Source organism: Rummeliibacillus sp. NPDC094406 (assembly GCF_044763875.1).
Classification (GTDB): domain Bacteria; phylum Bacillota; class Bacilli; order Bacillales_A; family Planococcaceae; genus Rummeliibacillus.
In genome coordinates this window covers 631,810-657,625 of sequence record NZ_JBIWGZ010000003.1, presented here as the reverse complement: position 1 = coordinate 657,625, position 25,816 = coordinate 631,810, and the positions used below count along the sequence as shown (strand labels likewise).

At 35.7% G+C, this 25,816-nt stretch carries 25 protein-coding genes and 15 tRNA genes; 32 read left to right on the top strand and 8 right to left on the bottom strand.

Going from position 1 to position 25,816, the window contains the following annotated elements; genetic code table 11:
- The first annotated feature begins 34 nt into the window (after nt 1–34).
- The 28 genes from ACIQ4I_RS11595 (at nt 35) to ACIQ4I_RS11460 (ending at nt 15,908) form a co-directional block, all read left to right on the top strand.
- A tRNA-Leu gene (locus tag ACIQ4I_RS11595) sits at nt 35–123 on the top strand.
- A gap of 41 nt (nt 124–164) precedes the next feature.
- Nucleotides 165–241: transfer RNA gene (locus ACIQ4I_RS11590), tRNA-Arg, on the top strand.
- Between the two features lie 3 nt (nt 242–244).
- Nucleotides 245–321 (top strand) — tRNA-Pro (locus ACIQ4I_RS11585).
- A 17-nt stretch (nt 322–338) separates the two neighbouring features.
- Nucleotides 339–414, top strand: a tRNA-Ala gene (locus tag ACIQ4I_RS11580).
- A gap of 31 nt (nt 415–445) precedes the next feature.
- Nucleotides 446–519: transfer RNA gene (locus ACIQ4I_RS11575), tRNA-Met, on the top strand.
- Nucleotides 520–526: 7 nt separating this feature from the next.
- A tRNA-Ile gene (locus ACIQ4I_RS11570) sits at nt 527–603 on the top strand.
- A 19-nt stretch (nt 604–622) separates the two neighbouring features.
- A tRNA-Ser gene (locus tag ACIQ4I_RS11565) sits at nt 623–715 on the top strand.
- Nucleotides 716–752: 37 nt separating this feature from the next.
- A tRNA-Met gene (locus tag ACIQ4I_RS11560) sits at nt 753–829 on the top strand.
- A 4-nt stretch (nt 830–833) separates the two neighbouring features.
- Nucleotides 834–910 (top strand) — tRNA-Asp (locus ACIQ4I_RS11555).
- A 34-nt stretch (nt 911–944) separates the two neighbouring features.
- Nucleotides 945–1,020: transfer RNA gene (locus tag ACIQ4I_RS11550), tRNA-Phe, on the top strand.
- Nucleotides 1,021–1,024: 4 nt separating this feature from the next.
- Nucleotides 1,025–1,098: transfer RNA gene (locus ACIQ4I_RS11545), tRNA-Gly, on the top strand.
- 5 nt (nt 1,099–1,103) lie between these two features.
- Nucleotides 1,104–1,180 (top strand) — tRNA-Ile (locus ACIQ4I_RS11540).
- A gap of 9 nt (nt 1,181–1,189) precedes the next feature.
- A tRNA-Asn gene (locus ACIQ4I_RS11535) sits at nt 1,190–1,266 on the top strand.
- A 3-nt stretch (nt 1,267–1,269) separates the two neighbouring features.
- Nucleotides 1,270–1,360: transfer RNA gene (locus ACIQ4I_RS11530), tRNA-Ser, on the top strand.
- A 6-nt stretch (nt 1,361–1,366) separates the two neighbouring features.
- Nucleotides 1,367–1,438 (top strand) — tRNA-Glu (locus ACIQ4I_RS11525).
- Nucleotides 1,439–1,678: 240 nt separating this feature from the next.
- On the top strand, nt 1,679–2,431 hold the full coding sequence (locus ACIQ4I_RS11520; RefSeq protein WP_403096115.1) for a MerR family transcriptional regulator: 753 nt from the start codon (nt 1,679–1,681) through the stop codon (nt 2,429–2,431).
- A gap of 151 nt (nt 2,432–2,582) precedes the next feature.
- Nucleotides 2,583–3,083: a TraR/DksA C4-type zinc finger protein gene (locus tag ACIQ4I_RS11515; RefSeq protein ID WP_403096114.1), complete on the top strand. Its 501-nt coding sequence runs from the start codon at nt 2,583–2,585 to the stop codon at nt 3,081–3,083.
- Between the two features lie 124 nt (nt 3,084–3,207).
- The gene (locus tag ACIQ4I_RS11510; RefSeq protein WP_403096113.1) at nt 3,208–4,158 is read left to right on the top strand and encodes a dipeptidase; all 951 of its coding nucleotides are present in this window, start codon (nt 3,208–3,210) and stop codon (nt 4,156–4,158) included.
- 147 nt (nt 4,159–4,305) lie between these two features.
- Nucleotides 4,306–5,688 carry an isochorismate synthase gene (locus ACIQ4I_RS11505; protein ID WP_403096112.1) on the top strand — a complete coding sequence of 461 codons (1,383 nt, stop codon included), beginning with the start codon at nt 4,306–4,308 and terminating at the stop codon, nt 5,686–5,688.
- A complete protein-coding gene (gene menD / locus ACIQ4I_RS11500; protein ID WP_403096111.1) occupies nt 5,681–7,402 on the top strand; it encodes a 2-succinyl-5-enolpyruvyl-6-hydroxy-3-cyclohexene-1-carboxylic-acid synthase in 1,722 nt (573 codons plus the stop codon). The genes ACIQ4I_RS11505 and menD overlap by 8 nt, the downstream gene beginning before the upstream one ends.
- Nucleotides 7,396–8,220: a 2-succinyl-6-hydroxy-2,4-cyclohexadiene-1-carboxylate synthase gene (menH, locus tag ACIQ4I_RS11495; RefSeq protein WP_403096110.1), complete on the top strand. Its 825-nt coding sequence runs from the start codon at nt 7,396–7,398 to the stop codon at nt 8,218–8,220. Before menD ends, menH begins: the two co-directional genes overlap by 7 nt.
- Nucleotides 8,221–8,232: 12 nt before the next feature.
- Nucleotides 8,233–9,051 carry a 1,4-dihydroxy-2-naphthoyl-CoA synthase gene (gene menB, locus ACIQ4I_RS11490; RefSeq protein ID WP_403096109.1) on the top strand — a complete coding sequence of 273 codons (819 nt, stop codon included), beginning with the start codon at nt 8,233–8,235 and terminating at the stop codon, nt 9,049–9,051.
- 501 nt (nt 9,052–9,552) lie between these two features.
- Entirely contained in the window at nt 9,553–10,644 is a 1,092-nt protein-coding gene (locus ACIQ4I_RS11485; RefSeq protein ID WP_403096108.1) for a PfkB family carbohydrate kinase, read from the top strand.
- 2 nt (nt 10,645–10,646) lie between these two features.
- On the top strand, nt 10,647–11,561 hold the full coding sequence (locus ACIQ4I_RS11480) for a pseudouridine-5'-phosphate glycosidase (protein ID WP_403096107.1): 915 nt from the start codon (nt 10,647–10,649) through the stop codon (nt 11,559–11,561).
- A 107-nt stretch (nt 11,562–11,668) separates the two neighbouring features.
- A complete protein-coding gene (locus ACIQ4I_RS11475) occupies nt 11,669–13,105 on the top strand; it encodes an o-succinylbenzoate--CoA ligase (protein WP_403096106.1) in 1,437 nt (478 codons plus the stop codon).
- A gap of 147 nt (nt 13,106–13,252) precedes the next feature.
- A complete protein-coding gene (locus ACIQ4I_RS11470) occupies nt 13,253–14,212 on the top strand; it encodes a LytTR family transcriptional regulator DNA-binding domain-containing protein (RefSeq protein ID WP_403096105.1) in 960 nt (319 codons plus the stop codon).
- 140 nt (nt 14,213–14,352) lie between these two features.
- Entirely contained in the window at nt 14,353–15,201 is an 849-nt protein-coding gene (locus tag ACIQ4I_RS11465; RefSeq protein ID WP_403096104.1) for an ABC transporter ATP-binding protein, read from the top strand.
- Nucleotides 15,198–15,908 (top strand): ABC transporter permease, encoded by a 711-nt coding sequence (locus ACIQ4I_RS11460; RefSeq protein ID WP_403096103.1) that lies wholly within the window; start codon nt 15,198–15,200, stop codon nt 15,906–15,908. The genes ACIQ4I_RS11465 and ACIQ4I_RS11460 overlap by 4 nt, the downstream gene beginning before the upstream one ends.
- 71 nt (nt 15,909–15,979) lie before the next feature.
- On the opposite strand, the gene ACIQ4I_RS11455 is transcribed toward ACIQ4I_RS11460, so the two are convergent.
- On the bottom strand, nt 15,980–16,861 hold the full coding sequence (locus tag ACIQ4I_RS11455) for a DMT family transporter (protein WP_403096102.1): 882 nt from the start codon (nt 16,859–16,861) through the stop codon (nt 15,980–15,982).
- Nucleotides 16,862–16,953: 92 nt separating this feature from the next.
- A complete protein-coding gene (locus tag ACIQ4I_RS11450) occupies nt 16,954–18,129 on the bottom strand; it encodes a PucR family transcriptional regulator (protein ID WP_403096101.1) in 1,176 nt (391 codons plus the stop codon).
- Nucleotides 18,130–19,086: 957 nt separating this feature from the next.
- On the opposite strand from ACIQ4I_RS11450, the gene ACIQ4I_RS11445 reads away from it, so the two are divergent.
- Nucleotides 19,087–19,656 carry a manganese efflux pump MntP gene (locus ACIQ4I_RS11445; RefSeq protein ID WP_403096100.1) on the top strand — a complete coding sequence of 190 codons (570 nt, stop codon included), beginning with the start codon at nt 19,087–19,089 and terminating at the stop codon, nt 19,654–19,656.
- Between the two features lie 69 nt (nt 19,657–19,725).
- Here ACIQ4I_RS11445 and ACIQ4I_RS11440 read toward each other — a convergent pair whose 3' ends face one another.
- The gene (locus ACIQ4I_RS11440; RefSeq protein WP_403096099.1) at nt 19,726–20,043 is read right to left on the bottom strand and encodes a monooxygenase; all 318 of its coding nucleotides are present in this window, start codon (nt 20,041–20,043) and stop codon (nt 19,726–19,728) included.
- Between the two features lie 245 nt (nt 20,044–20,288).
- Here ACIQ4I_RS11440 and ACIQ4I_RS11435 point away from each other — a divergent pair, with 245 nt between their 5' ends.
- The gene (locus ACIQ4I_RS11435) at nt 20,289–20,723 is read left to right on the top strand and encodes a Dps family protein (protein WP_403096098.1); all 435 of its coding nucleotides are present in this window, start codon (nt 20,289–20,291) and stop codon (nt 20,721–20,723) included.
- Between the two features lie 74 nt (nt 20,724–20,797).
- Here ACIQ4I_RS11435 and ACIQ4I_RS11430 read toward each other — a convergent pair whose 3' ends face one another.
- The 3 genes from ACIQ4I_RS11430 to ACIQ4I_RS11420 all read right to left on the bottom strand — a co-directional run bounded on the left by ACIQ4I_RS11430 (nt 20,798) and on the right by ACIQ4I_RS11420 (nt 22,275).
- Nucleotides 20,798–21,775 carry a metal ABC transporter solute-binding protein, Zn/Mn family gene (locus tag ACIQ4I_RS11430; protein ID WP_403096097.1) on the bottom strand — a complete coding sequence of 326 codons (978 nt, stop codon included), beginning with the start codon at nt 21,773–21,775 and terminating at the stop codon, nt 20,798–20,800.
- Between the two features lie 99 nt (nt 21,776–21,874).
- Entirely contained in the window at nt 21,875–22,108 is a 234-nt protein-coding gene (yidD, locus tag ACIQ4I_RS11425) for a membrane protein insertion efficiency factor YidD (protein ID WP_403096096.1), read from the bottom strand.
- The gene (locus ACIQ4I_RS11420) at nt 22,105–22,275 is read right to left on the bottom strand and encodes a hypothetical protein (protein WP_403096095.1); all 171 of its coding nucleotides are present in this window, start codon (nt 22,273–22,275) and stop codon (nt 22,105–22,107) included. The genes yidD and ACIQ4I_RS11420 overlap by 4 nt, the downstream gene beginning before the upstream one ends.
- A gap of 314 nt (nt 22,276–22,589) precedes the next feature.
- On the opposite strand from ACIQ4I_RS11420, the gene ACIQ4I_RS11415 reads away from it, so the two are divergent.
- Together ACIQ4I_RS11415 and ACIQ4I_RS11410 are read left to right on the top strand one after the other, a co-directional pair.
- Entirely contained in the window at nt 22,590–23,369 is a 780-nt protein-coding gene (locus tag ACIQ4I_RS11415; RefSeq protein WP_403096094.1) for a M15 family metallopeptidase, read from the top strand.
- A gap of 105 nt (nt 23,370–23,474) precedes the next feature.
- Nucleotides 23,475–23,726: a GlsB/YeaQ/YmgE family stress response membrane protein gene (locus ACIQ4I_RS11410; protein WP_403096093.1), complete on the top strand. Its 252-nt coding sequence runs from the start codon at nt 23,475–23,477 to the stop codon at nt 23,724–23,726.
- A gap of 56 nt (nt 23,727–23,782) precedes the next feature.
- On the opposite strand, the gene ACIQ4I_RS11405 is transcribed toward ACIQ4I_RS11410, so the two are convergent.
- Both ACIQ4I_RS11405 and ACIQ4I_RS11400 read right to left on the bottom strand, forming a co-directional pair.
- Nucleotides 23,783–24,829: a Cj0069 family protein gene (locus tag ACIQ4I_RS11405; RefSeq protein ID WP_403096092.1), complete on the bottom strand. Its 1,047-nt coding sequence runs from the start codon at nt 24,827–24,829 to the stop codon at nt 23,783–23,785.
- A 641-nt stretch (nt 24,830–25,470) separates the two neighbouring features.
- Nucleotides 25,471–25,785 (bottom strand): hypothetical protein, encoded by a 315-nt coding sequence (locus tag ACIQ4I_RS11400; RefSeq protein WP_403096091.1) that lies wholly within the window; start codon nt 25,783–25,785, stop codon nt 25,471–25,473.
- Nucleotides 25,786–25,816 lie beyond the last annotated feature (31 nt).

The following is a 25,816-nucleotide window of genomic DNA, read 5'->3' as shown; positions in this document are numbered from 1 at the left end:
CGCGGGTTCGAACCCCGTCTTCCGCTCCAAATATGCCGGGGTGGCGGAACTGGCAGACGCACAGGACTTAAAATCCTGCGGTAGGTGACTACCGTGCCGGTTCGATTCCGGCCCTCGGCACCATTTTTAATATAGAATATAATAAGATGATTTATATATAATATGCGCCCATAGCTCAACTGGATAGAGCGTCTGACTACGGATCAGAAGGTTGTGGATTCGACTTCTGCTGGGCGCACCATATCGGGAAGTAGCTCAGCTTGGTAGAGCACTTGGTTTGGGACCAAGGGGTCGCAGGTTCGAATCCTGTCTTCCCGACCATTTTAAATAACATTATTGGGGCCTTAGCTCAGCTGGGAGAGCGCCTGCCTTGCACGCAGGAGGTCAGCGGTTCGATCCCGCTAGGCTCCACCAATTTCAAATTAAGACCAACTATTAGTATCATGGCGGCCTAGCTCAGCTGGCTAGAGCGTACGGTTCATACCCGTAAGGTCGGGGGTTCGATCCCCTCGGCCGCCATACTAAAGGACCTTTAGCTCAGTTGGTTAGAGCAGACGGCTCATAACCGTCCGGTCGCAGGTTCGAGTCCTGCAAGGTCCACCATAATTATTTATATGATGTCGGAGGAATACCCAAGTCTGGCTGAAGGGATCGGTCTTGAAAACCGACAGGCGGGTCAAACCGCGCGGGGGTTCGAATCCCTCTTCCTCCTCCATTTTTATTAAATAATGAAATTAAGTTAATACTATTATCGCGGGGTGGAGCAGTTCGGTAGCTCGTCGGGCTCATAACCCGAAGGTCGCAGGTTCAAATCCTGTCCCCGCAACCAAAATGGTCCGGTAGTTCAGCTGGTTAGAATGCCTGCCTGTCACGCAGGAGGTCGCGGGTTCGAGTCCCGTCCGGACCGCCATTTTCTTTAAAAGAATAAGTTTTAAAATTATCATGGGTCGGTAGCTCAGTTGGTAGAGCATTAGATTGAAGCTCTAAGTGTCGGCGGTTCGATTCCGTCCCGACCCACCATGATGCGGGTGTAGTTTAGTGGTAAAACCACAGCCTTCCAAGCTGTTGTCGAGAGTTCGATTCTCTTCACCCGCTCCAATTATGGGCCTATAGCTCAGCTGGTTAGAGCGCACGCCTGATAAGCGTGAGGTCGATGGTTCGAGTCCATTTAGGCCCACCATTTAATTATTCCGAAGTAGCTCAGTTGGTAGCAGCATCTGACTGTTAATCAGAGGGTCGCAGGTTCGAGTCCTGCCTTCGGAGCCATATGGGGAAGTACTCAAGAGGCTGAAGAGGCGCCCCTGCTAAGGGTGTAGGTCGGGTAACCGGCGCGAGGGTTCAAATCCCTCCTTCTCCGCCATATATTGGCCCCTTGGTCAAGCGGTTAAGACACCGCCCTTTCACGGCGGTAACACGAGTTCGAATCTCGTAGGGGTCATACTAAGAAATCCTTTAGAATCTTTTGGTTCTAAGGGATTTTTTTTGTTTTTAAAAAGTATTAAACACTTAACACCTACAAAAATAACGATACATTGCAATTTTTTGTTTTGAATTTGATATTTCATATGATTTAAAAAAATTAAAGCGTGTCTACATTAGAAATGTGAAAAAAGATAAAAATAAAGATTGACCTTTACGCAACGTCAACCTTTATAGTGAGATTATGGAGGCGATTGAAGTGAAATATACAATTCAACAGCTTGCTAAGCTCTCCGGTGTAACTACTCGAACACTACGATATTATGATGAAATTGATTTACTAAAACCGCTAAAAATAAGTGAAGCAGGCTATCGGATTTATGGGGCATGGGAAGTTAAATTATTGCAACAAATTTTGTTTTATCGAGAATTGGGACTGAAGCTAGAAGAAATTAAAAAAATATTGTGTGATTCAAATTTTGATATAAAAAGAGCATTACTAGATCATCAAAAGAAATTAAAGGATGAGAAAATAAGAATAGAGAAAATGTTGCTAAATGTAGAAAAGACAATTCAATCAATGGAAGGGGTATATGAAATGAAAGATGATGAACGTTTTGAAGGATTGAAAGAAGAGCTGATTCAAGAAAACGAAAGTCATTATGGTGATGAAATACTTGAAAAGTATGGTGATGATGAAGTCAATGCATCAAATGAGAAACTTCGTGGAATGACTGAAGTACAGTATAAAGAAAATCAAATTCTTGAGAAAAAAATAATTGAATTATTGAAAGAGGCAATGCAACAAGGAGAGGTACAAAGTAAGACTGCACAGGAGGCCGTAGAATGCCATAGAAAATGGTTAACACAATATTGGCCAACTTATTCTAAAGAAGCGCATAGAGGACTTGCTGATATGTATGTAGCTGATGAACGGTTTACTGCATATTATGATCGACATCAAAAAGGGATGGCGCAGTTTTTACGTGATGCAATATATGCCAATATTTAATTTGAGTAGCAAGGAACTTCATTTGGGTTCCTTGTTTTTATTTTGTAAAGGTAGAATAACCACCAAAATAAATTCATTTTCATTAATTTAAGAATAGATGCTTTGAAAATAATCAATTGGGGAATAAATAGTACAGAATGGAGGCTGAACAATGACAGATCAACAACTACAAGCGTTAAGGAAAACATTGCAAGATGAATTAAAACGAATTAAAGAGAGACCTGATAATGATGAAATATTTATATCTACCGAGCTTTCCAATTATGACAATCATCCAGCTGATCAAGCGACAGATTTGGCGGATCAAGCAACCGAACTCGCGGTGGATAACTTCAACGAATTTCAAATAGGGAAAATTGAAAATGCTTTAAGGGCAATAGATGAAGGAACATATGGAGTCTGTTCAGTTTGTGGTAAAACAATCCCTTATGAGCGTTTAGAAGCTATCCCAACTACATTAACTTGTGTAGAGCATTCAGAAAATACAGCAGGTACACAAGAACGACCTGTTGAAGAAGGCATAATAAATGCTACTACTTCCGATCCAAGTAATTTGAAGGACTACAGAGTAGACGGTGAAGATAGCTTCCTTGTTGTCGAGGAATACGGATCTTCTGATACTCCTTCTGATAGAGGATATAATAATCAATAAAATCACATACCGAAATCTATTAATTCTACTTGCAGTTGAAGAGGAGTAGGAGTTGTTCAAATAAATTTTTTTGAGCAACTCCCTTTTATTTTTCGTATAATGAAAATAAAAAGTAGGTACGCTTATGAACATCATTGACTTACATTGTGACGTGTTATACAAATTATCAACAAGTGAAGAACCAATTGAATTTTCTCAAGCCTATCAGCTTCAAGCAAGTAAGGATAAACTCCAATTAGGGCATGTAATCGTACAGGATTTTGCTATATTCATCGATAAGCATGTACCTCAAGCTGAAAAATTCACAGAAGCTATGCGTCAAGTTGAACTCTTTCATACAAATGTATTACAGCCAAACCCTGAAATGGTTCATATTACTGACTGGAATCAACTTGAAACATTAGAAGAAGGTCAGATCGCTGCCATATTAAGTTTAGAAGGTTGCGATGCGATTGGTGAGGATCTTTTCAAATTACAATCACTTCTTGATGCAGGTGTGAAGTTAGTTGGGCTCACTTGGAATTTTGAAAACAGCGTGGCATTTGGGGCAGAAGAATCACCTAATAAAGGTTTGAAGCCTTTTGGAAAACAAGTTATCGAGTTATTAAATAAACGAGATATTATCATTGATGTTTCACATTTAAATGAACAAAGCTTTTGGGATGTATTACCATTGGCAAAGCATATTATTGCGAGTCACTCAAATGCTAGGGCATTATGTGACCATACTCGCAATTTAACTGATGATCAGGTGAAGGCTTTAGTGAAGAACGGTGGGCATATCCATGTTGTCTATTATCCACCTTTTATAAAAAAGGATACAGAGAATGTAACATTAATGGACCTAGCAGAACATGTAAAATATCTGGCTGACTTAGTAGGTGTCGAGCATTTAGGGCTGGGCTCTGATTTTGACGGTATTTATAAAACGGTTGTCGGATTACAAAATGCAGCACAATCACAGAATTTAATCGCTACATTATTAGAACAATTTTCAATAGAAGAAGTAGAAAAGATAGCAAATAGAAATTTCTTGGACTATGTGAAAAATATAGAAGAATGTCAAAGCATGTAGAATGATTTTTCTCTACATGCTTTTTTGTCATCAGTAATATAAAGCAAATAAGTGCTCAATTCGATAGAAAGATGTATGATAGTATAGGATATTGAGTATGTACGAGTAGATTAACAATATTTATATCTACTGACGGAGGGAATTTTCATGAATCGTAAGTTGTCGACAACAACCGGCGACCAAATTGAGACAGAAGAGTCGACACTGCAATTTTTTTCAGAAACAATTGAAGTGAATCGATTATCAGCATTAGCCTTTTTTGAAGCAGGGGAAGAATCCTTTGCTGGTCAACGATATTACTGGCAAAATCGTGAGAAAACATTTACACTCGTTGGCCTGGGTCATGCGTATACGATTACAAATCAGTCAGAGGAACAACGCTTTGACGAGGTGGAGCAACAATGGAAAAAGCTAACGCGGAATGTTGTAACAAATGACCAAGCGATACAACCAATTCTGTTTGGTGGTTTTACCTTCGATCCTGAAAATGGAGTATCAGGTGAATGGAAGGGCATGCCACAAGCCTTTTTTACAGTTGCTACTTATCAACTAGTAATGCGTAATGACCATGTTTATATTAGTACGAACTATTTTGCAGAGCAGGAAAATCCACATGCTTTTGAACAACTTTGTAAAAAACGTGATGAGCTTATGCATACTGCTCAAGTAAAAGCTTTGAAAACCTATGCAAAACCGCAAGTAAAAAGCAGTTTTGAACCATATAAAGAAGAATATTTGGAATCTATTAAACAAGTGACATCTTTGATTCGTCAAAAAGAAGCGGATAAAGTCGTAATTGCTCGTTCACTTGCTTTGCAATTTGAAGAATCCGTTTCTTCACCAAATGTATTATCTCAAATTATTTTAGAGCAACCGGAAAGTTATTTATTTGGCTTAGAACATCAAGACAAGCTATTTTTTGGTGCATCACCAGAACGCCTAGTAAAAGTTGAAAAGTCTTATGCTTATTCTTCATGTGTTGCGGGATCTGTGAAACGTGGAAAAAATGCAGAAGAAGATGAAAAATTGGGACAGGTTTTATTAAATGACGCCAAAAATCGTTCTGAACATCAATATGTTGTAGATATGATTGGTAATACATTTAAAGAAAATTGTTCAAACTACGATATTCCATCACAGCCAAAGCTTCTAAAAATAAGAGATATTCAACATTTATATACACCAGTAGAAGGTCAGCTGAAAAACAATGCGACGATTTTACAATTAGTGAAAACATTACATCCAACACCAGCTTTAGGAGGAGTACCTCGCAAAAGAGCAATGGAAGTGATTCGTAAGTATGAACCGATGAACCGCGGTTATTATGCAGCGCCAATTGGTTGGCTAGATGCGAAAGGTAATGGGGAATTTGCTGTCGCAATTCGGTCGGCGTTGTTATATCAAGACGAAGCCTTCTTGTATGCTGGTGGAGGAATCGTTGCAGATTCAGTCCCACAAAGTGAGTACGAAGAAACACTTGTGAAATTCCGTCCGATGATTCGCGCTTTAGGAGGAAAATTACATGACTAATAAGGAAATTCTAACGAGCTATGTATATAAGCTTGTTGCATCTTTATATCAAGCAGGGGTAAAAGAAGTTGTAGTTAGCCCAGGTTCACGTTCAACGCCTTTAGCATATGCCTTTGCACATGCAAAAGAATTCCAAATGTACAGACAAGTAGATGAACGTTCAGCAGCCTTTTTAGCTTTAGGTTTAGCAAAGGCAAGCGCTCGTCCAGTTGTACTTGTTTGTACATCGGGTACAGCGGCTGCAAATTACTTCCCAGCGATTGTGGAAGCAAAATTATCACGTATACCTTTAATCGTGTTAACAGCTGATCGTCCGCATGAACTGCGTGAGGTAGGAGCGCCTCAAGCAATTACACAACCAAATTTATATGGTGACCAAGTAAAATGGGCAGTTGATTTTCCAATACCCGATGAATTTCCAAATACTTTGCCATTTGTTGAAAGACATATAGCTCGAGCTGTAGCTATTGCTGTAACTGCACCGGCAGGACCTGTGCATGTCAATGTTCCATTCCGTGAGCCTTTATTGATTGATCTTCAAAATCAGTTACCTGAAGGATCATTTGCAGAAAGTATAGCGCAAGAAATACGACCAAGTGAGCATGCTATGAATGTTCTGGAATCGATAATTGAAAATGCGAAAAAAGGTATTGTAATTGTCGGTGAAATGGCACAAAATACAAATTTAGAAATAGTTTGGAACTTTATACGTCATCTTAAATGGCCAGTATTAGTGGAAAGTTTATCCCATCTTCGCACTAACATACCAAATGATTGTGTAGATTATATTATTGATCAATATGATGCATTATTGAAAAATGAAACATTTAAAACTGTAGCAGAATGCGATACAGTCATTCGCTTTGGCTCACAACCTGTTTCTAAACCACTAATGCAATTTTTGACAAAAATACAACCACCAACTTATTTAGTTGTTGATGAAGATCCTATGTTCCGTGATTCATTGGCCACCACAACACATCATATCCAAGCAACAATTAGTAGATGGTTAGATGATGTAACGATTACAACAGCCACTACTGATCAAACATATGTCCGAGCTTGGATAGAAGCAAATCAAATTGCAACCCGTCATGTTGAAGCATATTTACAGGAAGCTACAGATGAAGGGGCACTTGCTGCAACTTTATTTGAACATTTACCAGAACATAGTGATTTGTTCGCAAGTAGTAGTATGCCTATTCGTGATGTTGATACATTTTTCAATAAAACGATAAAAGATGTGCGTATATATGCAAATCGTGGTGCCAATGGAATAGATGGAGTTGTATCAACTGCAATTGGTACGCAATTAGCAACAAAACGTGATTCTTATTTATTAATTGGAGATTTGGCATTCTTACATGATTCTAACGGATTGATTGCTACACGTTATCAACGTTGCGACATAACAATTGTAGTGATGAATAATGATGGAGGCGGTATTTTCTCTTATCTTTCTCAATCAACTGTTGAAGAACATTATGAAGAATTATTTGGGACACCATCAGGATTACAATTCGCTAATTTAGCAAAAATGTATGATGCTCAATATAATGAAGTGTTTACAAAAGAGGAACTTATTCAAGTGTTGGATGCACCTAAAGAAAAACCTCTTCGCATAATTGAAGTGATGACAAATCGTCCTGAGAATGTTCTTTCACATCGCAAATTATGGGACTCTATTGGCAAGGAGCTAGATGAAAAATGGTAAGCGTAATGACATCAATAAGAGGCGTAAATGTCCATTACCAAATTATCAATCCACAAGCTGAAAAAACGCTTGTTTTTCTTCATGGATTTACGGGCAGCACGAAAACTTGGGATCCGGTAATTCAGTCATTTCAAGGAGCTCATCGTATCATCACTGTAGATTTAATCGGACATGGTTTAACAGATGCACCATACAGTGTCCAACGTTATTCAATGGAAGAACAAGTTGAAATATTGCATGATTTCTTAGAAGCGAGACGAATCCCTTCCTTTACCTTAATCGGTTATTCTATGGGAGGACGCGTAGCAATTGCTTTTACGATGAAATATGCGGATATGGTGGAGCAGCTAATATTAGAAAGTTCATCACCGGGTCTTCTAACAGCAGAAGAAAGAGCCGACAGAAGAAAAAGTGATCATCTATTAGCAGATCATATTGAAAAAGATGGAATTGAAGCTTTCGTAAATCATTGGGAGAACATCCCATTATTTGATTCTCAAAAAGGATTACCAGATCTAACTAAAGAAGCCATTCGTAAAGAACGATTAGACCAAAGGGTAATCGGATTAGCCAATAGTTTACGCGGTATGGGAACAGGTCAACAGCCTTCTTATTGGGAAGAGTTGCAAAACTATACAAAACCTGTACTTCTAATTACTGGTGAATTAGATAAAAAATTTGAACAAAAGGCTTATGCTATGAACAAAAGGTTCCAATGTTGTGAAAATATCATCGTTCCAAGCGTTGGTCATGCAATACATGTGGAAAATCCACAAACTTTTGCTACAATAATAGAGGAACATCTAGAATTTATTTAGGAGGTCTTTTTAATGACTCGTGAATGGGTAACTGAACATGTCTATGAAGATATCAAATATGAATCTTATAATGGCATTGCTAAAATTACAATTAACCGTCCAGAAGTAAGAAACGCATTCCGCCCAAAAACAACTGCAGAAATGATTGATGCATTCACTCGTGCTCGCGATGATGCTAAAATTGGTGCAATCATTTTAACAGGTGAAGGCGAAAAAGCATTCTGCTCAGGCGGAGACCAAAAAGTACGTGGTAACGGTGGGTACGTTGGTGAAGATAATATTCCTCGCTTAAATGTACTTGATCTACAAACGTTAATCCGCAAAATTCCAAAACCAGTAGTAGCAATGGTTGCAGGTTATGCAATCGGTGGTGGACATGTACTACATATCGTATGTGACTTAACAATTGCTGCTGATAATGCTCGCTTTGGACAAACTGGACCAAATGTTGGTTCATTTGATGCTGGTTACGGTGCTGGCTATTTAGCACGTATCGTAGGTCACAAAAAAGCTCGTGAAATCTGGTACCTATGCCGTCAATATAACGCACAAGAAGCACTAGACATGGGTCTTGTAAACACTGTTGTACCTTATGAACAACTTGAAGATGAAACAGTTCAATGGTGTGAAGAAATGCTAGAAAAATCACCAACAGCATTACGCTTCTTAAAAGCATCATTCAACGCAGATACAGATGGCCTTGCTGGTCTACAACAACTTGGTGGCGATGCAACTTTACTTTACTACACAACTGATGAAGCAAAAGAAGGACGCGACGCATTCAAAGAAAAACGTAAGCCAGACTTCGGTCAATTCCCACGTTTCCCATAAACTTAAACGGAAGCGGTTTGTTCAAGCTCTAAAATATTTATAAACTTAAATCTACTCTCTTTAAATAGGGAGTAGATTTTTTTATGAACAAAAATAGCAAGTTTGTTAATTTGGATAAAATAGGAAGAGCGTTATTCTGTAATCTTACTTTCAAGGTGTTTGTGTCTCATTGTTTATTATTATTGATTGTAGCTACGGATTGCTCGACTCCCGCGGGAAAAGCGTGGCAGCTGAGACCCTGCACGTAGCGTAGCGAAGGAAGCGGCTCAGCGCACGCCCGCAGGAAAGCGAGCAATCCGTAGCGGGTATCGGTGGATCATCCATTTATTTTAAAAATGAAAAAAACTGGATGATCAACACGCATGCAAAAATAGATTTCTTTGTGAAATCCAATTTTAAAATTATAAATAATAGAGCATTGTAAAAAATTAGCCAAAAATATTTTGACACCAACTAAACAAAAGTTTATAATCTAAACAAAAGTAATGAAGAGGTGATGGTATGACGGATCGAGAACAGGCATTAATACGTTTAATTCGCAGTAATCCATTTATGTCTCAGCAAGAAATGGCTGAGAAGCTAAATATGTCACGTCCAGCCTTAGCAAATCTCATTTCTGGATTAGTGAAACAAAGGAAAATAATTGGACGAGCATACATATTACCGGAAGAGAATAGTATCGTTTGTATAGGCGGTGCGAATATTGATAGAAAATTTCATATACGTGGACCTGTTCAATTTGGTACATCGAACCCTGTTTCCTCTATGCAAAGTATAGGCGGTGTTGCACGTAACATAGCGGAAAACCTAGGGAGATTAAACAATAGAGTTAGTTTAATAACTACTGCAGGAAAAGACACTGACTGGCAAGCAATTGCGACTGCATCAGAAGCTTTTATAAATTTAAAAGAGGTTGAGCTACTTCAAGAATTTTCAACAGGGTCATACTCAGCCGTTATGGATGAATCGGGAGAATTGATACTAGCCACTGCAAATATGGATGTATATGAAGAGCTAAAACCCATTATCTTGATGAAGCATGATGTGTTATTATCTACAGCTCCTTGCATAATTGTCGACTTAAATTGTCCAAAAGAAACAGTCGAGTATGTTCAACAATTTGCAATAGCTAGAAATGTTCCGTTAGTAATTGTGCCAGTATCGTCTCCGAAAATGGATCGCTTGCCTGATAATTTACATGGGGTTACTTGGTTCATATGTAATACGGATGAAGCAGAAACATTGCTTCATAAGCAAATTCAAACTGCAGCTGACTATTTAAAAGCTTTACCTGAAATCGTGCAGTTGGGTGCAGAAAATGTCATCATAACTGCTGGTGCTAATGGTGTTTACGTAGCAAGCAATAATTTAAAACCAACACATTTTAATGCGAAAGCAGTAGAAGAAATAAAAGATGTAACTGGTTCAGGTGATGCATTTGTTTCTGCGGTTATTCACGGCTGGCTGGCTAATATGCCTATTGAGCAGGCTGTGGAGGCTGGTTTAATGAATGCAAAACGCACATTGGAATCACCATTTACTGTAAGACCAGAGCTAACAGAGGACTTATTAAAAAAAGAGTTGGAGGATTAATCATGCAACAATATATCGAATTATCAGCAGAAGTTCAAAAAGGGAAAGAACAAGGACTACCAATCGTAGCGCTTGAATCAACAATCATCTCACACGGTATGCCTTACCCACAAAATGTTCAAACAGCTCGTGAAGTAGAACAAATTCTTCGTGATAATGGCTGTGTACCTGCGACAATTGCTTTAATCGACGGTAAAATCAAAATTGGCTTATCTGATGAAGAATTAGAAATGTTCGGTAATGCAAAAAATGTAGCAAAAGCTTCACGTCGTGATATCGGATACTTACTTGCAACAAAGCAAACAGGTGCTACAACTGTAGCAGCTACGATGATTGCAGCTGAACTTGCTGGTATCGAGTTATTCGTAACAGGTGGAATTGGTGGTGTTCACCGTGGTGCAGAAACAACTATGGACATTTCAGCTGACTTAGAAGAACTTGCAACAACAAAAGTTGGTGTGGTATGCGCAGGAGCCAAATCAATCCTAGATATCGGTTTAACATTAGAATATCTTGAAACAAAAGGTGTACCGGTAATTGGTTATGGAACAAACGAACTTCCAGCATTCTATACTCGTCAAAGTGGCTTCGATGTCAACTTCCGATTAGATACGCCACAAGAAGTAGCAGATATGCTTCGTACAAAATGGAATTTAAATTTACACGGTGGAGCTGTTATTGCCAACCCAATTCCTGAAAAAGAGGCATTAGATCATGATTTTATCACTGATATTATCGAAAAAGCTTTAACAGAAGCTACTGAAAAGCATATTCATGGTAAAGAAGTGACACCGTTCTTACTTGGTAAAGTAAAAGAACTAACAGAAGGCACTAGTCTTGAAGCTAATATTGCTCTTGTGAAAAATAACGCTTTAATCGGTGCTCAAATTGCAAAAGCACTAAATAACAATAAATAATCTTACTTCCATTTAGCTCGTATCACATTCGTGGTACGGGTTTTTTCATTTTCTAATAGGTTAATGATAAGATAAAAGTGATGAATTTTAATATAAGGGTGACAAATATGATTCCAAACTGGATTATCCAACGTTCAACTTTGACTCCAGAGCGTATAGCAGTACGTTTTGAAGGTCAATCATGGACATATAAAGAAATAAATGAGCTTGCTTTACAACAAGCAAGTAAATTAGTATCACTTGGTATTAAGCCACATGATCGAGTTGCCATTTACGCTACATCAACGCCACAAATTATTTTCATGATCTGTGGTTGCATGCATTTACAATGTGAAATGGTGTTATTAAATTTACGTTTAAGTAAATCTGAATTAGCTTATCAAATTGAAGATTCAGAAGTAGTTTCGATATTTTCTGAAGATGATTTAGTAGAAAAATTGCCAAGGACAGCAGTCAGTATTCATACATTTTCTGAAATAGAACAAACAACGCTTGCTGATTTCACGCCAGCTATAGAATGGTCAGAGGAAGATACGATGACCATAATGTACACCTCTGGTACAACAGGATTTCCAAAAGGCGTACGTCAAATAATCGGCAATCATGTATCGGTTGCAACCTCCTCATTGTATAACACAGGATTAGTAGAAAACGATGCATGGCTTTGTACTGTACCACTATTCCATATCAGTGGATTTTCAATGTTGTGTAAATGTCTATTGCACGGAGTTCGTTTAGATTTATATCGTAAATTTGATGTTGAAAAGGTTGTAAATCAACTCGCGGAAGGCTCTGTAACACGTATGTCAGTTGTTGCCGTAACATTAGAACGTATTTTATCCGAACTTGAAAAACGTGATCAACAAGTATCTAAACGTTTTTTGACAATGCTTGCAGGTGGTGGCCCTGTACCTAGAGATTATTTAAAACGAGCAATTGAGCGAGGAATACAGGTTTCGCAAACATACGGAATGACTGAAACTTCATCACAAACCGCAACATTATCAAGTGAAGATGCACTTAGAAAAATTGGTTCAGCAGGGAAACCTCTATTTTTCAATCAAATTCAAATTGCAGATACTAATAAGCCATTTGAACAAGGCGAAATATTAATACGTGGGGAACATGTGACACCGGGTTATGTCGGTCGTTTTGCAGACAAGCCTTCTCAAGAAAATGGTTGGTTGCATAGTGGCGATATTGGCTATTTGGATGATGAAGGGTACCTATTTGTAATTGATCGTCGTTCTGACTTAATTATTTCTGGTGGAGAGAATATTTATCCTGCAGAGATTGAAAACGTCTTAACATCTCACCAATTTGTTCGTGAAGCGGGGGTTTGTGGAGTAGATGATGAAAAATGGGGGCAAGTACCGAATGCATTTGTCGTCTTGCAAAATAATATTGAAACGAATGAGCTTATTGCATATTGTAAGAAACATTTAGCAGCCTATAAAGTCCCGAAAAAAATTTACATTGTGGAAGAGTTACCTCGTAACGGAGCAAATAAACTATTACGCCGCAAATTGCAAGAATTAATATAAAAATTATAAATGTAAAAAAATAATAAAACCATCGATAATATTTTTAGATCGATGGTTTTATTATTTATATTATCTTTCAAAAATTCCTCTGAAATTATTTCCAGAATATTATATAATTTTATTATTTAGGAAGGTGATTCGAATCATATGAAAGATTTTCAACAACAAATTTCAATACCATCTTTGATCATTGGTGGTATGACGCGTTGCCCGTCATTCGATATATCATTAGAATCAGGTACAATCACGGGGATTTACTCTGATGTCAGTCTAATCGATTATATTGTTAAACAACTACAACTTTATCCGAATATTAATCTACATTTTCGTCAGGATGGTCATTATGAAAGATTGTCCATTTTAGAAAGTATTAAATTTGAATGCGCGTTGTATGATGTGAAAATCGAAATGGATGAAGTTTTGAAAATGGTGGGATTATTTGATAAAAAACATAGGAAGATTAAGGATTTAACCCATTCTCAATTACAGCGGTTAAGACTAGCAAAATTATTTATTCATGAAAAGCCAATACATATTTTAGAGGAACCTTACCAAAATTTGGATAATGAATCAAAACAAATTGTGAATCTTGTTATGAGAACTTTAAAGGATAAAGGATACGCAGTATGTCTTTTTACGACAAACTTAACAGATCTAATACTTTCTTCAGATTATGTATTTCGAGTAGATGAAAAAGGATTACAACCATTTGATTTTCAAGAAGAAAAAGGAACAGAGAAAAAAGATGTAGATGAAGAAAAACAGCATATTAAATTAGAGAAGATTCCTACTAAGATGAACGACAAGTTTATCTTATTCAATCCACCTGAAATTGATTATATTGAAAGTATCGAAGGCATAGTCAATGTATACGTTAACGGAGATGCATACCCTTGTTCGTTAACATTAAATGAGTTAGAAAAACGATTATTACCTTTTGGCTTTTTTAGATGTCACCGTTCTTACATTGTAAATCTTCAAAAGGTTAGAGAGATTATAACTTGGACAAAGAACAGCTATAGCCTTATCTTATCAGGGAAAGAAAGAGTGAATGTACCACTATCTAGAAGTAAATTAGTCGAATTAAAAGGAATCATAGGAATATAAATATTTCTCAGGAAATAAATGTACCCAACTGGCATGAAAATAGTACAGTTCACCGACATATAACGCCATTCATCATAATAATAATGCGACCACTCTAATACTTCCGTATGCTTAATTCAAGAACGACAGGAGGTTTTAGGATGGAAACAATTATTAAAGTCAACAACTTACAAAAAGAATTTCAAAAGGATTACGCAATACAAGATGTTTCCCTTGAAATTAAAAAAGGAGAAATCTTCGGCTTTCTTGGACCGAGTGGTTCTGGTAAAACGACTACGATTAAAATTTTAACAGCTCAGCTTACACAAACAAGTGGCGATGTTAAAGTCTTTAATCAGGACATAAGCGGATTTAAATCATCAGAAGCCCGAAAGCGATTTGGGATATTAACTGATAACAGTGGTCTATATTCAAGGTTAACGATAAAAGAAAACCTTCTCTTATATAGTAGGTTGTATAATTTGAAAGAAAATTCTGTTAAATCAGCTCTCGATTTTGTTAACTTGTATGAGGAAAGAAATAAGCGTGTTAGTGTTTTATCAAAAGGGATGAAGCAACGTGTAATGCTAGCTCGTACAATTTTGCACCAACCAGAGCTTCTTTTTTTAGATGAACCTACTTCTGCTTTGGATCCTGTAAATAAGTATCATATATACGAAGGTCTACGAAGATTAAATGAAATGGGTACAACTATTTTTCTTACAACACATGATATGACAGAAGCGGATACCCTTTGCAATCGAATCGCATTTTTAAATAAAGGGAAAATTTGCGCTATAGGAACGCCTAAAGAACTAAAACAGCAATTTGCTGATGATTCTATAACAGTTGAATTAAAAAACGGACATCAAGAAATTATTAGCAAGGGAACAGAAGATGCGAACAAAATGTATGAATGGATGCAAGGGAATTTAATAGAGCGAGTGTGGACAAATGAGCCAAGCTTAGGAGAAATTTTCGTTCAAGTAACAGGGAGGGAATTAGTATGAACTTATCTATTAAAAGGATGCAGGCAATTTTAGTAAAAGACTATAAAGAATTCTCTCGAAATATGGCTGTATCTTCTATGGTATTCTTACCTTTAATCTTGGCAGCCGTGTATTCCCGAATGGGAGTTGACACTGTGCAAGGGCATTTCATGTCAATTAATATTACATTTTCAGTTGTTGCTACCTATATTCAATGTTGTTTAATTGCTGAGGAAAAAGAAAAAAACACATTAAGAAGTTTGATGTTATCCCCTGCAACAATTCCTGAAATTTTAATAGGGAAAAGCATGCTAACATTTATTGTTACGATTCTGATTGTTGCTGGCTGCATGTTTTTAGCCGAATATAATCCTAGTAATTTATCTATTATGATCGTAGCGTTACTCTTATCAACCATTTTTTATATTGCTGTAGGGACATTACTTGGTTTGTTTGCTAAAACGGTTATGGAATCATCAGTTATTGTTTTACCTGTTATTTGCTTGTTTTCGTTAGGTCCTACTTCAATAGCATTAGTTGATAATTATCCTATATTGAAAGTAGTTGAATGGTTGCCAAGTACTCAACTAATTTTGCTTGCAGAATCGCTTGAAACTAAATTTAGCGTAGGGGATTTAGTACAGCCGTTTACAATTATATTATTATGGATAATTGTAACAATGTTTGCAACAGTGATTGTATATAAAAAACAAATGGTGGATGAGTAGTTATATAAAAAAGCTTCAGATTAACTGAAGCTTTTTTATAGTTGTTAAACAAATATTGTAAAAAGTATTTGCTATCGTATGTTTTTTATGATGTTCTTTTTAGGGTATGCTGGTTTTACTTCTGCAATAAGAATAGCACCCAATATCAACACCGCACCAATAATCATGCGAGTTGTTAGGATTTCATGTAAAAATAATACCGACATCACCATACCAAAAAATGATTCCATTGAAAGAATAATGGCAGCTTTTGTTGCGGTTGTATATTGGTTTGCGATATTTTGGAAAAGATAAGCAATAGTTGTTGAGAAAATAGCTAAATAGACGACCGGGTACAAGCCCCCTTTCTCTAATGTTAATGGCGCATCTCCTTGAATAAGCACCAATAAGTTACTAATTACAGCTGCTGTTATAAATTGAATAATTGTAAGTAGTATGGCATCTTCCTTTTTGACAAAAAGATTTGTACAAAAGATATCAAAGGCAAATCCTACAGCACAAGCAAGTGATAACGCATCACCAATGTTCATAATGAATGAGTCTTGTAAGGATAAACAGCCAATCCCAATAATGGCGAGGATGGAACCAATTATTTCATACCCATCAATACGGCGTTTATAAATGGCATACGTAATGATTGGTACAATTATTACGTTTACAGCTGTTAAAAAAGCATTCTTGGAAGGTGTAGTGTATTGTAAACCTACTGTCTGTAAGGCAAAAGCAATATACAAAATAATTCCTAACGTTACACCTTTCCAAATAACGGACTTGGTAATATTTTTAAGTTTGTAACCAAAAAGAATGATCAGGATAATAGCTGCTAATAAAAATCTACCGGCCATTACCTGGTAAGCTGTTAAATACTTTAGTGCAATATCAGTAACGACAAAGCCGCTACCCCAAATGATAGCAGTAAAAAGTAGTAGGCTATTCGCTATGTATGGTTTCATCTTCGTTCTTCCTCCTAACTTACATAAGGATAACATGAGATAAAAGACAAAAATTTGTATACAATTCTAAACTTTTAGGTGGATTTTTGTACTTATTCAAAAACGATAGCAGATTTTTCGATGCGATAATGGAGCAAATGCAATTTAATCGCTGCCGATAACTGTTCATAAAAAACAAAATCATTATCTACGGGTGCAATTAACTGGCGTATTTTTGTCATTCGATATCGAATTGTATTCGGATGGCAAAAGTGTGAAGTGGCTACCTCTTTGATATTTCCTTTTTTCAGGATGTAAGTAATGGCTGTTTGGATTAAATCCGGATCTACCTTCTCATCTAAAAGTGGATCGAGATACTTGTGCACAAACTTCATTGCAAATGGGGTATTTTCTCGATAGAGTTCAATAAGTAAAGTATCAGTTGCAAGTTTTTCATAATGGCAAGTAGGCTGAACGTTAATTTCAGCCATTATACGTGCAAAGAAAGCTTCTCTAACTGCAAGATGCAGTGTCTTTTGCGTGCATTGCACTTGGCTATATCCAATGATAAATGATTCTTTTGGAATAGCATACATTGTCATCCATTCATTTAGAATTTTTTCGAATTGGAAATACTTAGATGTATTAGTCATTAAGATAAAAATACTCTTTTTATAGGTACATATAATGCCTGATTTAAGTAATGGCTCTAACTGAAAAAGAGAATTTATCCATTCAGTATTTTCAGTTGTATCTATTTGAAGATTTGCAGCAAATACATACTTTTCGAAAGGTTTATTCATTTGTTGTAGAAAGGAAAGTATCTGTTCTTCATTAACTTTCTTTTCAATAAGCTTCTTAATAATAGTCTCTAATTTATGTGCTTTATCCTGTTGTTTCGTATAAGCAACTACCTCTAATATGATATCTTCAAAAAATTCATCCCCTCCAAATTGTAAAATGGGGAAGTTTTGATCGTTTGCGAAGGCAACCACTTCATCCGGTAAATTCTGAAATATAACGGGTTTATAAGCTAAAGCACTAACTCCAAGCTCAATCAGGTTTTTAATCGTATCTATTAAATATTCAGGTTTTTGCCTTGCGAATAACAAGCTACTCAATACAACACTATGTGGATTAAAAATAGTCTCTCTTACTGTTTGAATATCTGGTGAAAATTCAAAATCGAGGATTTCAACGCTATTTACAGGATTAGATAATCCATGAATCCCTGCAACAATTAAAAAATCCTTTGTAATCGGTAGTTGCAAAAAACTTTTTACATTCATTTGTGGATCAATCAACCTTTCGTGTAACGATTATTTAGTATCTTAACATCTTTTAGAATGAATACGTATAGCATTTGTTAACTTTTAGAATGTTTTCTTAGGTGCATTAATACAAAATAGTGAATTAGGAGAAATAGTAGTCATATGCTTCATGCTTGTCCCATACATCTATAATAGCGGGAAAGTTGAATAGTGTTTGGTCAAGGGTACTGTAAGTGTTGCTAAACCTAAACAGAGAATTGGCAAACTATCTAGGGGGGAGTTTTATCAATAGAAATGACTCAAACAAAATTAGAAACAGTGTATACGCACTAGTAACTGGGGAAGTAATTTTACTGGTTATAACTTTAGTGACTCAAAAAATTAGTATAGCAATGATGTTAGCTATCCTTTTTTTAATGGCAGTCCAATACATTTGTTTAACAATGGTTAATTCTGAAAGTCCGCAGGTAAATCATGACATTCAATGGTTTCTCACACTATTTACTTGGTTCTTATATACTCCAATATTTATCACTACTACAGAGAACCTAATCCAGCCTACTATAGTCTACTTTATACGATTTTGTGCAATTATAGAGATTTCTTATGTGCTTATTGCGGTAAGTGCGATTTTTTCTGTAAAGTATCAGTATGAAAAGAGTAAAACAGGTAAGAGGAACAAGGAAGAAATTTCAAACTAATAAGGGAAGAGGATACACCTCGTGAATAGGGGCATATCCTCTTATATTTTTTCTCCATTTTTTTGCAACCATTTCTGTAAAAACGGTATGAATTTTTTACTAGGAGGGGATAGACTTTGCACAGATGAATTCGTTAGAGTACCAATTGTGACCGACTCTATTAAAACGGAAGAAATATAAAGAGTATTGTAAACAAAGATAAGACTGGTTTTAGCAAAAAAAGAACCCCTGCATATGATGAGATGAATAGCTGAATCGATACAGGGAGGATTTTATGCATTGGATCACAATTATTTTAATTGGAATCGCTGCAAATTTAGATAATTTAGGAATTGGGCTTGCTTATGGTGTAAAAAAGACCAAGGTACCTCTTAGTTCAAATTTTACAATTGCAGTAATATCGATGATTGTTACATATTTATCTGTAATGATTGGGAGTGCACTTATAGACTATATCACACCGCACAAAGCCAATTTTGTAGGAAATCTTATGCTGTGTGCCATAGGTCTATATACAATCATATCGTATAAGATTTCTTGTACAACATCGGCAGAAAATTTAGAGGGAATCGATAAAGATCGAAATAACATCATAACTTTTAGAGAAGCGTTAGTGTTAGGATTAATTTTATCTATAAACTGTTTAGGTAGTGGGATAGCCATCGGAGCAAATGGAATTTCAGCTATATGGACAGTGATTTCTATTGGTTTCTTTTCAATCTTAACATTTGCAATAGGTGATCATTTTGGTCTTCTGCTTTCAAAAACGTTTATTGGAAAGTATTCAACTGTAATATCAGGTTTGATCCTTATTTTTATTGGGGTGTTCGAGATTTTTATTTAATCAAAAAATATGCACATGTCTATTAATAGTATTTAATTAATTTGAAAATAGCTCTTGCTATTGTAAGAGCTATTTCTCTAATACATTTATTGGACCGTTGTTAATATTCGTCAGAGTTTTATTTATCTCAAAAATTTTGCCTCGTATTTGAGTGATTCCGAAGCTTGATAGACGTTTGGAGTGCATTTCAAGATACTTTTCTGCGTTATTTTTTTTATCAAATAAATAAATACCACCAGCTTCTTTTGTATCCGTATTCTCTGTCCAAATCTTCCAAACGGTACCTTCCTCATCATTGATACTACGTGCAAGACCTTCAAATTCTTTTGCCATTTGTTCTCTAAATGGACCGTTCATTTTAAAATCTTCTTGTAAAATATATGCCATCGAATACATATGCCTCCCTAAAAAATTTTTTCGATAATTAATTTCTTTATTATAGTATTTGAAAATTTGTAAGTTGATGAATGGGTTTATTCAAAAATTAGTTTTATGAAAGAATAGACTATGTCATTTGTTTAAATTTAGAGTGACAAGAGTGGCGATTTTTATTTTCATTTTGTTTAGCACGCTTCGAATTGTGGAATAGTAAAAGTATAGTGGCTTTAAAATAAATAGGAGCGTGTATATTTATGTCAAATTTACAAAAAGAATTAAACCAACTTGTAGCTTCATGGTCTGTTTTATACATGAAACTACATAACTTTCATTGGTATGTGAAGGGTCCAGCGTTTTTTACACTACACCTGAAATTTGAAGAGCTTTATAATGAAGCATCGTTGCATTTAGATAATATAGCCGAACGTATTTTAGCTCTAAACGGACAACCTGTTGCAACTTTAAAAGAGCATCTAGAGATTTCAGAAATTAAAGAAGCAGTAGGTAGTGAAACAGCCGAACAGATGGTAAAAACAATTATTCAAGATTTTGAAACAGTAATGAGAAATCTAAAAATAGGCATGACCGAAGCTACAAACGAGCAAGATGATATGACAGTGGATTTATTAAATTCCATTTATCAAAGTTTAGAAAAACATGTCTGGATGTTAAAGGCTTTCTTAGGATAATTCAAATTATTTATTGTAGTCGTTTACAAGTCAACATAAAAGGAAATGCCCTGCAAATTTGCAGGGCATTGAACTTATTTCTCCAAAGCTTTCTCAAGCGTTTTAATATCTCTATGCATCAAAGTAAAGTAATCTTCTTTATTCTTAATGTCATCGTTTGTTAGCACGCTTAAGTTGTGCAATGTTAGTGGTTGTGCGCCTACATCATTTTGGATTACTTTTGCAAGATTTGATGTTACGTTTTGTTCAAATAGGATGTAGTGAATGTGATCTTTTTTCGCTTGGTCAACGATTTTTGTTAACTCTTTTTGAGATGGCTCGTCTTGTGAATTTAAGCCTGCAACCGAAACTTGGTTAAGGCCGTATGTTCCAGCGATATAGCCAAAAGCTGCATGAGAGACGAAGAACGTTTTGTTTGGTACTTTGTCAGCCATTGCCTTAAAGTCACCATCTAAGTCTTTTAAATCTTTAACAAGTGATTGATAGTTTTTCTCGAACTCTGCTTTGTTTTCAGGTTGAGCTTTTACTAGAGCATTTTTAATTGAAAGAGCTAAGTCTTGACTAATAATAGGAGACATCCAAACATGTGGGTCTACATGGTTATTTGCATGACTATGTTGATCGGTTGTAGCATGAGTATGCTCTTCATCGTCGTCACCATGTACTGTGCTGACAGCCAATTTATCTTTTGAAACATTCGCAGCTGTTCCGACGAATTTTACATTTTCATTTTGTAAGGATTTTTTTGCATTTTCAACGAATCCTTCAAGGCCTAATCCGATATAAAAGAAATAATCTGCATCAGCTACATTCATCATATCTCTTTGTGTAGGTTCAAAGGTATGTTCATTTGATCCTGGAGGATAGATGGATGATACTTCTACATGGTTACCGCCGATTCGTTCTGTAAAATATTGAAGTGGATATACAGTCGTATAAATTTTAAGTTTGTCTTTATTATCTTTGGATGTCCCAGCTTCTTTGTTTGCGCCACAAGCTGAAGTAAAAACAGCTAACAGTGCCACTAGAAAAATGGAAAAGATTTTTTTCATTATTACACCTCATAAATAGTAATCATTACGATTTGTTTTTCGAACAATATTCACTATACAAGATTTCTATAAAAAAAACAATAGAAAAACCTCCGAAAGTTATTTCTTTTTCGGAGGGTATTCTTCAGGAACAGGATCATAGCCACCTTCACAAAATGGTTGGCAACGTAAAATCCGACGTATTGTAAGGTATCCACCTTTTATGGCACCATGCTTTTCTATTGCTTCAATACCATAGTTGGAGCATGTTGGATAGAACCGACAACTTGGTGGTTTTAGAGGTGATATCACTTTTTGATAGAAGCGAATAGGTAAAATAAATAGTTTTCTCACTTCGACTCTTCTTTCTTGGTATAGTTGTCAAAATTCTGAGTTGGTTTTGGATCAATTGTTTTATGGGAATCTTTTTTATTGTTTTTTGCTACAAAATAGATTAAAACACTTGCTAATACCACAGTGAGTATAACAACAGGGATAATAGCGGTCCAAGCAATTGACATTTTATTCACTCCATTATTTCCTTCATCTATATTTTATCGAAATTTCATTGATAGTTATAGTATAGTGCTCACAGGATGAAAAGAACTGTGAACGTTTCATGACAGCTGCTAAAAAGGGAAGTTTAGTAGAAAATATAATAAGGAACTTATAAATTTCTATATTCTGAAGTTGCATCAATTTACTGATAAAAGTAAAATAATTTAAAACAAGTAAATTATGGTAACTGGAGAATGGTTTTAAAAAGAAATAACTAATCTTTTGATAGGGTATGTAATTTGAAAGAATACAATACATGGAAGGAGTTGCAAGGGAAATGGTTTCATATACAACAGCAGAAGCTACAACAATTCAAAAAATTGATAAAACGCTACAAGTAACAGCGAAGATGAATGTTCGTAAAGGTGCAGGTGTAAAATACCCGAAAATTGGTCAAATTGATCAAGGAATATTCGTTAAAGCAACTGAATTCTATAAAGGTTGGTACAAAATAAGTTATAATGACAAAATTGGCTGGTCACCAGGAAAATATTTAGAATCAGCACCTGCTAATTACAAAGAAGCAGGATTAATTGAGTTAACTGAAAAAGATGGTTTTGTGATTGACTTGCGATACGCAACAAAGAAGAATTTTATGGAGTATCGATTATATCCAAAAAAAGCGAAAGCATTGATGACAAAATCAACAGCAAAAAAATTAAAAAAAGCAAATAAATTAGCGAATAAAAAAGGTTATAAAATTAAGATTTGGGATGCGTACCGACCAATGCGTGTTCAGTGGGAAATGTGGTACAAAATACAAGACCATATGTATGTAGCGTATCCATTAGAAGATTCAAAACACAGTAAAGGTGTCAGTGTCGATGTTACACTTGTCGATCATAAAGGTAAAGAATTGAAAATGCCAACAAAGTTCGATTCTTTTTCAGAAAAAGCGGGGCGCAGTTATCTAAAGAACTCTAAAAAGGCACAACAAAATATGGACTTTTTAACTATGATCATGCTAGAAGCTGGTTTTACATCGATTACCTCGGAATGGTGGCATTATAATGATACCAATGTCGATTTTCCTACGCTTGATGTACCTGTAAAGTAGATGCTTATACATACATCTTTCTTTTGAAAATAATAAAAAATACATAGTTTATTTTTATTATATTGTGGCAAGATAAGTTGAACCGAAAGAAAGGAAGATGCCATTATGTTTAGTTTCATTTGGTATTTAATCATAGGAGGTATTCTAGGTTGGTTTGCTGGCCTGATACTGGGCAAGGACATACCAGGTGGTATAATTGGAAATATTATTGCAGGTATCATTGGTGCTTGGATTGGTGGAATGTTATTTGGCACATGGGGACCGAAAATAAGTGATTTCTATATATTCCCTGCTCTTATAGGTGCGGTTATTTTAATTGCAATTATAAGCCTTATCTTAAAAGCAATGAACAAATAATCGGGGCGCGAATTCCAATACTGGAATTCGCGTTATTTATTTTAAGTTGGATGAAGCTAGATTGCTTTTAAAATGATTTCATTAATTTTAGAGATGATTTCATCAGCTACATTATGAGCTAACTCTAATTCGGATGTGAAGCCGACGCATGAGCAGTTCATTTCACCAAGCACATAACGATCATTGCCAAGCTCATCCGTATCTAAGATAAAGTCTGCCGTCCAGATCAGTGGTAAATCATAGCCACCTAAACGTTGCATTACATCAGGTAATTGACTTAGGAAGGTATTTACTAGGTCTTTCCAATCTTCGGGCTTATCATATCGATAATTTGCACCAGAAAACAATGTTGCACTAAATGCATCTTCGCTATCAGCAGGTTTTTTGTGTACAACGTTAATTGGTTTGTCATGTAACATAAATAATCGAATTTCGCCTTCTTTAATACGTGGCAGAAATTGCATATCAACGAGCATGCCATTATCACCAACAATATATTGTTCGCAGAAATCCATGAAAGTAGCTAATTCAAAATATTCCACATGATTATCTTTTGCTTCTGTGCATTTGATTTTTGCGGTTAGAGGAACTTCTGTAGCGTCTTGTGCTAGCTCGTCCATTAATTGGACACGCCAAATACCTTCACCTGTTGAACCACGATTTTGTTTTAACACACGAATACCATGCATTAATGATTTTGGAAAAGTCTTTTTGAATTCTTCAATTGTATAGTAAGCATACGTATCACTAGGTACAAGAGAAGTATCTGTTAATTTTACTAAAGCATCCTTCGCTCCGTAACCAATCATCGCATCAGGATGGGGCATACCGATAATGCCTTCTTCGCAAAGCTGGCGTAGCATAGAAAAATAAGCTGATTCGTCTTTTAAATTTCCTGGATTAATACGAGAGACATAAGCAATGGCATTTTCCTTTACATAATCTAAAATCTCTTGCTTTTTTGCCACATCAAAGAAAATCACTTCCGCATCTTGACCACGTTGTTGTAAAGCATGAACCATAGGCATCGTATCTTTTCTATAGCCATCTGGACCTTTGTCGTTTCCGCCTTGCACTTCAAAAAATATAACTTTCTTTTCCAATAAAAATCCTCCTTAATATAGATTGTCATTCTATTTATAGAATACAATAAAAGTGGTAACTGTAAATGAAAAAAATGTATAAAAATTATGAATAAATAATCACTACTTTACAAAGTGTGATCTATAAAAGAAATCTAACACGATATTTTTAATAAAAAAACGATATTTTTAGCATTAAATAGAATATTCATTTGCATGAATAGGGAAGTAGGGGAAGACAAGCTTTAAGGGAGGTATAAGGTGAAGATCATATTGTGAAGTTGTGTATACATTTCTCATTACAAAAGACTCCGGACTTATTACCTGGTGTAATAGGTTGGGGAGTATTGATAACCATATTGTATCATTAATGAGTGGATTTAGTCTCGAAAAAATGGTGTCGAAAAAAATTTTTTTGCCTAAGAGTCCTCATTTCCTTGAGTGATTTAGTATAAATTTTTTTCTATAGTTCATTATAAAATTGAGATGATTTTTATATGCAATATCTCCAAGTATTAACCATATACAGGGGAGATTTTATATAGATTCCCGGCAATTGAAATTTATTGCCGGGTTTTATTTTCAGTAAAATACGTATATCCTTTTCCGTAGGATGGATAACATGAAAAATGGAGATCTTGATTTGAAGATCTCCATCCGTTTTATATGAAATAAGCCAAATATACCCCAGTAACAAGTATGACAATTACGATGTAAACAAGTTTCTTCCAAGAAGCTTTAATGCCAAATAAGCCTAATAGTAGGGCAGTCGAATAAATACCAACACTAAAAAATCCAATAGCGATTCCTGTAAATCCACCAACTAAAAGGCTAACGATAAATACTAAAATGGCAAATACAAAATTACTTGAAATTCGGTTACCGTGGCTTAATTTTATTGGAATTAAATACGTAATTGCATCAATAACTAGCCCAAGCAGTAAACCAGCTAAATACATATAAGTAAACAGATGCACGTACCCTCACCACTTTCTGAATTTTCTGGTT

Excerpts from the sequence above, each read along its gene's own strand:
- menB (WP_403096109.1), top strand. The coding sequence starts at position 8,233 with ATGACTCGTGAATGGGTAACTGAACATGTCTATGAAGATATCAAATAT.
- ACIQ4I_RS11475 (WP_403096106.1), top strand. The coding sequence starts at position 11,669 with ATGATTCCAAACTGGATTATCCAACGTTCAACTTTGACTCCAGAGCGT.
- ACIQ4I_RS11470 (WP_403096105.1), top strand. The coding sequence starts at position 13,253 with ATGAAAGATTTTCAACAACAAATTTCAATACCATCTTTGATCATTGGT.
- ACIQ4I_RS11440 (WP_403096099.1), bottom strand. The coding sequence starts at position 20,043 with ATGGCATATATTTTACAAGAAGATTTTAAAATGAACGGTCCATTTAGA.
- ACIQ4I_RS11480 (WP_403096107.1), top strand. The coding sequence starts at position 10,647 with ATGCAACAATATATCGAATTATCAGCAGAAGTTCAAAAAGGGAAAGAA.
- ACIQ4I_RS11485 (WP_403096108.1), top strand. The coding sequence starts at position 9,553 with ATGACGGATCGAGAACAGGCATTAATACGTTTAATTCGCAGTAATCCA.
- ACIQ4I_RS11420 (WP_403096095.1), bottom strand. The coding sequence starts at position 22,275 with ATGTCAATTGCTTGGACCGCTATTATCCCTGTTGTTATACTCACTGTG.
- ACIQ4I_RS11435 (WP_403096098.1), top strand. The coding sequence starts at position 20,289 with ATGTCAAATTTACAAAAAGAATTAAACCAACTTGTAGCTTCATGGTCT.
- ACIQ4I_RS11505 (WP_403096112.1), top strand. The coding sequence starts at position 4,306 with ATGAATCGTAAGTTGTCGACAACAACCGGCGACCAAATTGAGACAGAA.
- ACIQ4I_RS11450 (WP_403096101.1), bottom strand. The coding sequence starts at position 18,129 with ATGAATGTAAAAAGTTTTTTGCAACTACCGATTACAAAGGATTTTTTA.
- ACIQ4I_RS11445 (WP_403096100.1), top strand. The coding sequence starts at position 19,087 with ATGCATTGGATCACAATTATTTTAATTGGAATCGCTGCAAATTTAGAT.
- menH (WP_403096110.1), top strand. The coding sequence starts at position 7,396 with ATGGTAAGCGTAATGACATCAATAAGAGGCGTAAATGTCCATTACCAA.
- menD (WP_403096111.1), top strand. The coding sequence starts at position 5,681 with ATGACTAATAAGGAAATTCTAACGAGCTATGTATATAAGCTTGTTGCA.
- ACIQ4I_RS11415 (WP_403096094.1), top strand. The coding sequence starts at position 22,590 with ATGGTTTCATATACAACAGCAGAAGCTACAACAATTCAAAAAATTGAT.
- ACIQ4I_RS11430 (WP_403096097.1), bottom strand. The coding sequence starts at position 21,775 with ATGAAAAAAATCTTTTCCATTTTTCTAGTGGCACTGTTAGCTGTTTTT.
- ACIQ4I_RS11515 (WP_403096114.1), top strand. The coding sequence starts at position 2,583 with ATGACAGATCAACAACTACAAGCGTTAAGGAAAACATTGCAAGATGAA.
- ACIQ4I_RS11460 (WP_403096103.1), top strand. The coding sequence starts at position 15,198 with ATGAACTTATCTATTAAAAGGATGCAGGCAATTTTAGTAAAAGACTAT.
- ACIQ4I_RS11455 (WP_403096102.1), bottom strand. The coding sequence starts at position 16,861 with ATGAAACCATACATAGCGAATAGCCTACTACTTTTTACTGCTATCATT.
- ACIQ4I_RS11465 (WP_403096104.1), top strand. The coding sequence starts at position 14,353 with ATGGAAACAATTATTAAAGTCAACAACTTACAAAAAGAATTTCAAAAG.
- ACIQ4I_RS11410 (WP_403096093.1), top strand. The coding sequence starts at position 23,475 with ATGTTTAGTTTCATTTGGTATTTAATCATAGGAGGTATTCTAGGTTGG.
- ACIQ4I_RS11510 (WP_403096113.1), top strand. The coding sequence starts at position 3,208 with ATGAACATCATTGACTTACATTGTGACGTGTTATACAAATTATCAACA.